The sequence below is a fragment of the Gemmobacter sp. genome (assembly GCF_016792925.1).
Taxonomy (GTDB): Bacteria; Pseudomonadota; Alphaproteobacteria; order Rhodobacterales; family Rhodobacteraceae; genus Gemmobacter.
Genome location: NZ_JAEULU010000326.1, coordinates 1 through 6,124 on the forward strand (window position 1 = coordinate 1; position 6,124 = coordinate 6,124).

Annotated in this window: 6 protein-coding genes; all 6 read right to left on the reverse strand. The window is 66.3% G+C overall.

The genetic code is table 11. The features are described from left to right. Nucleotides 1-204: 204 nt before the first annotated feature. Entirely contained in the window at nt 205-897 is a 693-nt protein-coding gene (phoB, locus tag JNN06_RS16085; RefSeq protein WP_291240608.1) for a phosphate regulon transcriptional regulator PhoB, read from the reverse strand. 3 nt (nt 898-900) lie between these two features. Beyond that, nucleotides 901-1,638, reverse strand: coding sequence for a phosphate signaling complex protein PhoU (gene phoU, locus JNN06_RS16090; protein WP_291240609.1), 738 nt, complete (start codon nt 1,636-1,638; stop codon nt 901-903). An 11-nt stretch (nt 1,639-1,649) separates the two neighbouring features. Further along, nucleotides 1,650-2,447 (reverse strand): phosphate ABC transporter ATP-binding protein PstB, encoded by a 798-nt coding sequence (gene pstB / locus JNN06_RS16095; protein WP_291240610.1) that lies wholly within the window; start codon nt 2,445-2,447, stop codon nt 1,650-1,652. A 14-nt stretch (nt 2,448-2,461) separates the two neighbouring features. Continuing rightward, nucleotides 2,462-3,808 (reverse strand): phosphate ABC transporter permease PstA, encoded by a 1,347-nt coding sequence (pstA, locus tag JNN06_RS16100; RefSeq protein WP_291240611.1) that lies wholly within the window; start codon nt 3,806-3,808, stop codon nt 2,462-2,464. Then, a complete protein-coding gene (gene pstC / locus JNN06_RS16105; RefSeq protein ID WP_291240612.1) occupies nt 3,805-5,223 on the reverse strand; it encodes a phosphate ABC transporter permease subunit PstC in 1,419 nt (472 codons plus the stop codon). Before pstC ends, pstA begins: the two co-directional genes overlap by 4 nt. A gap of 66 nt (nt 5,224-5,289) precedes the next feature. Continuing rightward, a partial coding sequence (locus tag JNN06_RS16110; RefSeq protein ID WP_291240613.1) for a substrate-binding domain-containing protein occupies nt 5,290-6,124 on the reverse strand: 835 nt, incomplete at its 5' end.

A 6,124-nucleotide genomic window follows, 5' to 3' on the forward strand; every position in this document is an offset into this window, starting at 1 on the left:
ATGGCATCTCGGTCATGGGGTGATACGGTCTTGCGCGGCGGTTTCCACGCGGGCGGGGAAACGCGCTGCGTTTCCTGATCCGCCCGGTATGGGCTCGAGGCCATGCGGTGTCGTTTCCACTTTGGGCCATCGGCCCAAACGTGTCGGCGTTTCCGCATCACCTCGGCGATGGCCTCGGTCAATTGCGGGCGACGCGCGGGCCTCTCAGCCCAGCGCGTAGCCTGCGCCGCGCACGGTGCGCAGCGGGTCCACGCCGCCCTGTTGCATCAGGGCCTTGCGCAGGCGGCCGATATGCACATCGACCGTCCGCGTGTCGACATAGATGTCGCGGCCCCAGACCCGGTCCAGCAGCGCCTCGCGCGAGAAGACGCGACCGGGCTTTTCCATGAAGGTGGTGAGCAGGCGGAACTCGGTCGGGCCGAGTTTCAGCGATTGCCCGCCGCGCGTGACGCGGTGGGTTTCGGGGTCCAGCCGGATGTCCTCAAACTCCAGCACCACCCCGGCGGTGGAGGGGCGCACCCGGCGCAGCTGGGCGCGCGCCCGCGCCATCAGCTCCAGCACGGAATAGGGCTTGATCACATAGTCATCGGCGCCGGTTTCCAGCCCGCGCACCCGGTCCACCTCCTCGGCGCGGGCCGAGAGCAGGATGATCGGGATGCCCCGGGTTTCGGGGCGCATCTTCAGGCGGCGGCAGACCTCGATGCCCGAGAGATTGGGCATCATCCAGTCGAGGATGATGATGTCGGGGGCGGCCTCGTCCACCAGCATCATCGCCTCTTCGCCATCCGCGGCCTGGGTCACCGCGAACCCCTCGGCTTCGAGGTTATAGGCCAGAACCTCGCGCTGGGCGGGTTCGTCCTCCACCAGAAGCACCGTGGGCTGTGCCTGCGACGTCATGGATCAGCTCTCCGAACGGGGGGCGGTCTGCGAGGCTTCGGTGAGGGCTGCGACGCCCGAGGCCTTGGGGCGCTCTTCGTCGGGGATGCGGCCCTCGACCAGATAGATCACCTGTTCGGCAATGCCGGTCGCATGGTCGCCGACGCGTTCGATGTTCTTGGCGATGAAATGCAGGTGCATCGCCGGGGTGATGGTGCGCGGGTCTTCCAGCATATGCGTCAGGAACTCGCGGAACAGGCCATTATACATCTGGTCGATCTCGCGGTCGCGCTGGCGGACATCCTGCGCCTTCACGCTGTCGCGGGCGATATAGGCATCCAGCGCATCCTTCAGCAGCATGACCACCGCCCGCGCCATGCGGCGGATCGAGCCGGGGGCGCCCTCGATGGGCATCATGCCATTCAGCACCAGCGAGCGCTTGGCGAGGTTCTTGGCATAATCGCCGCAGCGTTCCAGATTGGCGGCGCAGCGCATGACCGACAGCACGGTGCGCAGGTCGCTGGCGGTGGGGCCGCGCAGCGCGATGAGGCGGGCGCATTCGGTCTGCACCTGTTCCTCCAGCGCGTCGATGGCGGCATCGCCCGCGCGCACCCGGCCTGCCAGCTCGGCATCGCGGGTTTCCAGCGCCAGCGCGGCATCCAGGATGGCGGCCTCGACCAGCCCGCCCATTTTCATCAGCGTGGCCTGCACGCCTTCAAGATCGCGGTCAAAAGCGGAGACAATGTGTTTTTCGGTCTGCATGATGTCCTCGCTCAGCCGATCCGGCCGGTGATGTAGGATTCGGTGCGCGGATCGCGCGGATTGGTGAAGATCTGGCCGGTTTCGCCATATTCCACCAGATTGCCGAGGTGGAAGAAGGCGGTGCGCTGGCTGACGCGGGCGGCCTGCTGCATGGAGTGGGTGACGATGACCACCGAGAATTGCGAGCGCAGCTCGTCGATCAGCTCCTCGACCTGCGCGGTGGCGATGGGGTCGAGCGCCGAGCAGGGTTCGTCCATCAGCAGCACCTCGGGCGAGGTGGCGATGGCGCGGGCGATGCAGAGGCGTTGCTGCTGGCCGCCCGAGAGGCCGGTGCCGGGGGCATCGAGGCGGTCTTTCACCTCGTTCCACAGCGCGGCCTTGCGCAGCGATTGTTCCACCACCTCGTCCAGCTCCGCCTTGTTGCGGGTCAGGCCGTGGATGCGCGGGCCATAGGCCACGTTCTCGTAGATCGACTTGGGGAAGGGGTTGGGCTTCTGGAACACCATGCCCACCTTGGCGCGGAGCGTCACCGGGTCCACGCGCTTGTCATAGATGTCTTCGCCTTCCAGCAGGATGGTGCCCAGCACACGGGCCGAGGCCACGGTGTCGTTCATCCGGTTCAGGCAGCGCAGGAAGGTGGATTTGCCACAGCCCGACGGGCCGATGAAGGCGGTGACGGTCTTGTCGAGGATCTCGACATTCACATCCTTGAGGGCGTGGTTGGCGCCGTAATAGACCTGCACGCCCTGCGCGCTCATCTTCGAGGTTTCAGAAGACACGGCTCGCTCCGCAATTCGCATATCGTTCATGGGTTTGGCCCCTTTTACCAGCGGCGTTCAAAGCGGCGGCGCAGCACGATGGCGACCGCGTTCATGATCAGAAGGAAGACCAGCAGGACGATGATAGCCCCGGAGGCGCGCTCCACAAAGGCCGGATCGGACCGCTGCGTCCATTGATAGACCTGCACGGGCAGGGCGGTGGCGGGTTCCATCAGCCCCTCGGGCGGGGCGGAGGGGAAATCCTTCACGAAGGCGACCATGCCGATCAGCAGCAGGGGGGCGCTTTCGCCCAGGGCGCGCGCGAGGCCCAGAATGGTGCCGGTGAGGATGCCGGGCATCGCCAAAGGCAGGACGTGGTGGAAGATCGACTGCATCTTGGACGCCCCCACCCCAAGCGCCGCATCGCGGATCGAGGGCGGCACGGCTTTCAGCGCGGCGCGGGTGGCGATGATGATGGTGGGCAGCGTCATCAGGGTGAGGACGAGGCCGCCCACGACCGGCGCCGATTGCGGCAGGCCCATGAAGTTGATGAACAAAGCCAGCGCCAGGATGCCGTAGACGATGGAGGGCACGGCGGCGAGGTTGGCGATATTCACCTCGATCAGGTCGGTCCATTTGTTCTTCGGCGCCATTTCCTCCAGATAGATCGAGGCGGCCACGCCGATGGGCAGCGAGAGGCACAGCACGATCAGCATCATATAGGCCGAGCCGAGGATGGCGACGCCGAGGCCCGCCACTTCGGGGCGCAGTTCGGACGCATCGGGGGCGGAAAGGAAGCCCCAGAGGTTGAGCTTGGTCTCGATCAGGCCGACATCCGCCATGGCCTGCGCCAGTTGCAGTTGCTCGGGCGAGATATTGCTGTCGCGGGCGGCGCTTTCCAGCGTGACGCGGCCCTTGAAGAACCCGTCCACCCGGCTGGTGGCGGCGGCGTCGAAGGTGATGGTCTGGCCGATCAGCGAGGGGTCGGCCAGCACCTGATTGCGCAGGTCGGCCGGGGCCTCCTTGGACATCAGGCCCATGATGGCCTTGCTGTCCACGGCGGCGGTATCAAGGCCCTTGGCGGCGAGTTCGGCCTCCAGCGCCGATGCGATCAGCTTGCCATAGCCCACGGTGGTGACCTTGGCCATGGCCTTGGGGTCACGGGTGCCGGCCTTGTCCAGCGTGGCCTCGTCCAGCGTCACCGGGATTTCCACAAAGGTCTGGCGGAAGGCGCCAAGGCCATTGCCCAGAACCGAGGTGAGCAGGAAGACGAGGGCGGCGAGGCCGAGGCTGATGGCGATGAGGCCATAGGCGCGGAAGCGGGTCTCGGCGGCCTTGCGGCGGCGGGTGCGGGCATCCGCGACCAGCAGCGAGCGCGGCGGCTGAGGGGAGTGCAGGGTCGCGTCGGTCATTCGTATTGCTCCCGGTATTTGCGCACGATCACGAGGGCGACCACGTTCAGGGCGAGGGTGAAGCAGAACAGCGTGAGGCCCAGGGCAAAGGCCACCAGCGTCTCGGGGCTGGCAAATTCGGTATCGCCGGTCAGCTGGCTGACGATCTTGACGGTCACGGTGGTCATGGCCTCGAAGGGGTTGAGGCTGAGCTTGGCGGCGGCGCCGGCGCCCATCACCACGATCATCGTCTCGCCGATGGCGCGGCTGGCGGCCAGCAGCACGGCGCCGACGATGCCGGGCAGGGCGGCGGGCAGCACGACGCGTTTGATGGTTTCGGATTGGGTGGCGCCAAGGCCATAGGAGCCGTCGCGCATGGCCTGCGGCACGGCGTTGATGATGTCATCCGACAGCGAGGAGACATAGGGGATCAGCATGATGCCCATGACGAGGCCCGCGGTCATCACCGAGGACGAACTGTCGCCCCAGCCCATCGGCATGGCGAAGTAATCGCGCAGCAGGGGGCCGACGGTGATCAGCGCAAAGAGGCCATAGACGATCGAGGGGATCCCCGCGAGGATCTCCAGCAGCGGCTTGACGGTGGCGCGGGTTTTGGGGCCCGCATATTCCGACAGGTAGATCGCGGCCAGAAGGCCCAAGGGGGCGGCGACGGCCAGCGAGATCAGCGAGACATAGAGCGTGCCCCAGACCAGCGGCCACAGGCCCAGCGACGAGCCGCCGCCGAATTTCGGGTTCCACTCGGTCGAGAACAGGAAGTCGCGGGCCGGGTAAAGCTGGAAGAAATGCCAGCTTTCGGTGACCAGCGAGGCGATGATGCCGAAGGTGGTGGCAACGGCGACCAGCGCGCAGCCGATCAGCAGCACCAGCACGAAATGCTCGACCAGATTGCGGGCGCGCTGTTCGGGATTGATGCGGGCGAGCGAGAGGCCAAGCCCGGCAAGTGCTACGAGGATCACGAGGCCCGACAGGATCATGCGCAGGCTGGCGCTTTCGCTGTGATATTCGCGGGCGGCGGTCAGCACATCGGGGCGCAGCTCGGCGCCCAGGGCCACACCGGCATCGGAAAGCTGGGTTTTCAGGGTGGCCAGATCGCTCGACGGGGCTGGCAGCAGGGTCAGGCCCTCGGCCACGCGGCGCACGTCGTTCATCATCAGCTCAAGGCTGGCGCCCTCGGCCAGCGTCAGGTGCGAGGCCACGCGGGCATCCACCAGCATCGGTTGCAGGAAGGCCCAGCCCAGCATCAGCGCAAGGGCAGGCACGGCGGTGAACAGGAAGACCTGCCAGCCGTAATAGGAGGGCAGCGAATGCAGGCGCCGCGCATCGCCCTGGGCCAGCCGCAGCGCGCGCTGCCGTCCGGCCAGAAAACCAAGGACCGCAAGGCCCAGCACGATGAGGGAGAGGAGACCAAGGCTCATGTCTTGCGTCCGTTCAGGAAAAAAGGGGGCGCGGACAGCCCGCACCCCCCGGTTGTCTTTGGCGCCTTACTTCAGCGGGCCCATCGGGGTCTCGGCGGCAACGGCGGCTTGCGTCGCGGCCAGCTCCGGGTCCGACACGAGGCCATAGGCGGCCAGCGGGCCATCGGGGCCAGCCATGTCGTCCGAGACGAAGAACTCGATATATTCCTTCAGGCCGGGGATCACACCCAGATGCGCCTTCTTGACGTAGAAGAACAGCGGGCGCGACACCGGGTAATCGCCCTTGGCGATGGTCTCGACCGAGGGCACCACGCCGTCGATGGTGGCCACTTTCAGCTTGTCGGTGTTGTTCTGGTAGAAGGACAGGCCGAACACGCCCACAGCGGTCTTGTTGGCGGCGATGCGGGCCAGGGTCTCGGTATAGTCGCCGTCGATGTCGACCGATGCGCCATCGGTGCGGACCTCAAGGCATTTCTCGACGGCTTCTTTTTTCTTGGCGTCGTCATCGGCGCCGGTCGAGGCGGCGAGGAACAGGTCATAGGCGCCGGTGGCCTTGCAGCCTTCTTCCAGCAGCTTCACGTCGAACACTTCGCGGGTGCCGTGCTTGGTGCCGGGGATGAAGGCCAGGATGTCCTGCGCGGGCAGGGTGGCGTTCACCTCCGACCACTGTTTCGCGGCATTGGCGGCCAGCGCGCCATCCTTGGCGACATTGGCGGCCAGCGCGCTGTAGACATCCGAGGGGGTCAGCGCGAAATCGGCGCCGCCGATGTCGGAGGCGAAGACGATGCCGTCATAGCCAAAGCGCACTTCCATGATCTCGGTCACGCCATTGGTGGTGCAGAGGTCGATGTCGGATTGCTTGATGCGCGAGGAGGAGTTGGCGATGTCGATGGTGGCCACT

Coding starts and splice junctions, on each gene's coding strand:
- phoB (WP_291240608.1), bottom strand. CDS start 897: ATGACGTCGCAGGCACAGCCCACGGTGCTTCTGGTGGAGGACGAACCC.
- phoU (WP_291240609.1), bottom strand. CDS start 1,638: ATGCAGACCGAAAAACACATTGTCTCCGCTTTTGACCGCGATCTTGAA.
- pstB (WP_291240610.1), bottom strand. CDS start 2,447: ATGAACGATATGCGAATTGCGGAGCGAGCCGTGTCTTCTGAAACCTCG.
- pstA (WP_291240611.1), bottom strand. CDS start 3,808: ATGACCGACGCGACCCTGCACTCCCCTCAGCCGCCGCGCTCGCTGCTG.
- pstC (WP_291240612.1), bottom strand. CDS start 5,223: ATGAGCCTTGGTCTCCTCTCCCTCATCGTGCTGGGCCTTGCGGTCCTT.